Here is a 460-nt window from a genome sequence, read left to right as displayed (position 1 = left end):
CTTAAACATCATTCCTGAATTAATCGGTGTATTATTATTAACACACGCAACATATACAACTATTTTATTAGTACCGTATGCATATTTCTTATATGTACGTATTAAACAAGAAGAGAAATTAATGAATATTTAAAAATGAAAGCCTGTCATCACATTAGTCGACATCGACGTCCATCTTTAAAGTGCGTTCTGAAATATTATATTCAGAAACCTTTAAAGTATGTCGTGTCTATGACCATTGTGACAACAGGCTTTTTTATTATCATATACCTCACTATTGAAAAGGTTATATACTCTTTTCAATGGTGCGGATTGTTACTGTGAATAGGTACGACCATCGCTATATACTTATATAAAGTACACCTTCTTTACAAACAATGAACTTGATTTAAGGTGTGAAATTTTTGGCAATGGCTTGGCGACATATGCATTTATTCAACACTGCCACCAGTCTTACTTC

The 460-nt window shown here is 32.2% G+C and carries 1 protein-coding gene; it reads left to right on the top strand.

The window, feature by feature from the left end; all coding sequences use genetic code 11:
- Positions 1-133 (top strand): isoprenylcysteine carboxylmethyltransferase family protein (locus tag M3182_RS25685; protein ID WP_285869586.1); only part of this gene is annotated, 133 nt, incomplete at its 5' end.
- Positions 134-460: the final 327 nt, after the last annotated feature.

The sequence above is a fragment of the Mesobacillus maritimus genome, assembly GCF_023715205.1.
Lineage (GTDB): Bacteria > Bacillota > Bacilli > Bacillales > Cytobacillaceae > Mesobacillus_B > Mesobacillus_B maritimus_C.
Note: the sequence above shows the minus strand (reverse complement) of the source record. Positions and strands in the feature narration are given on the sequence as shown.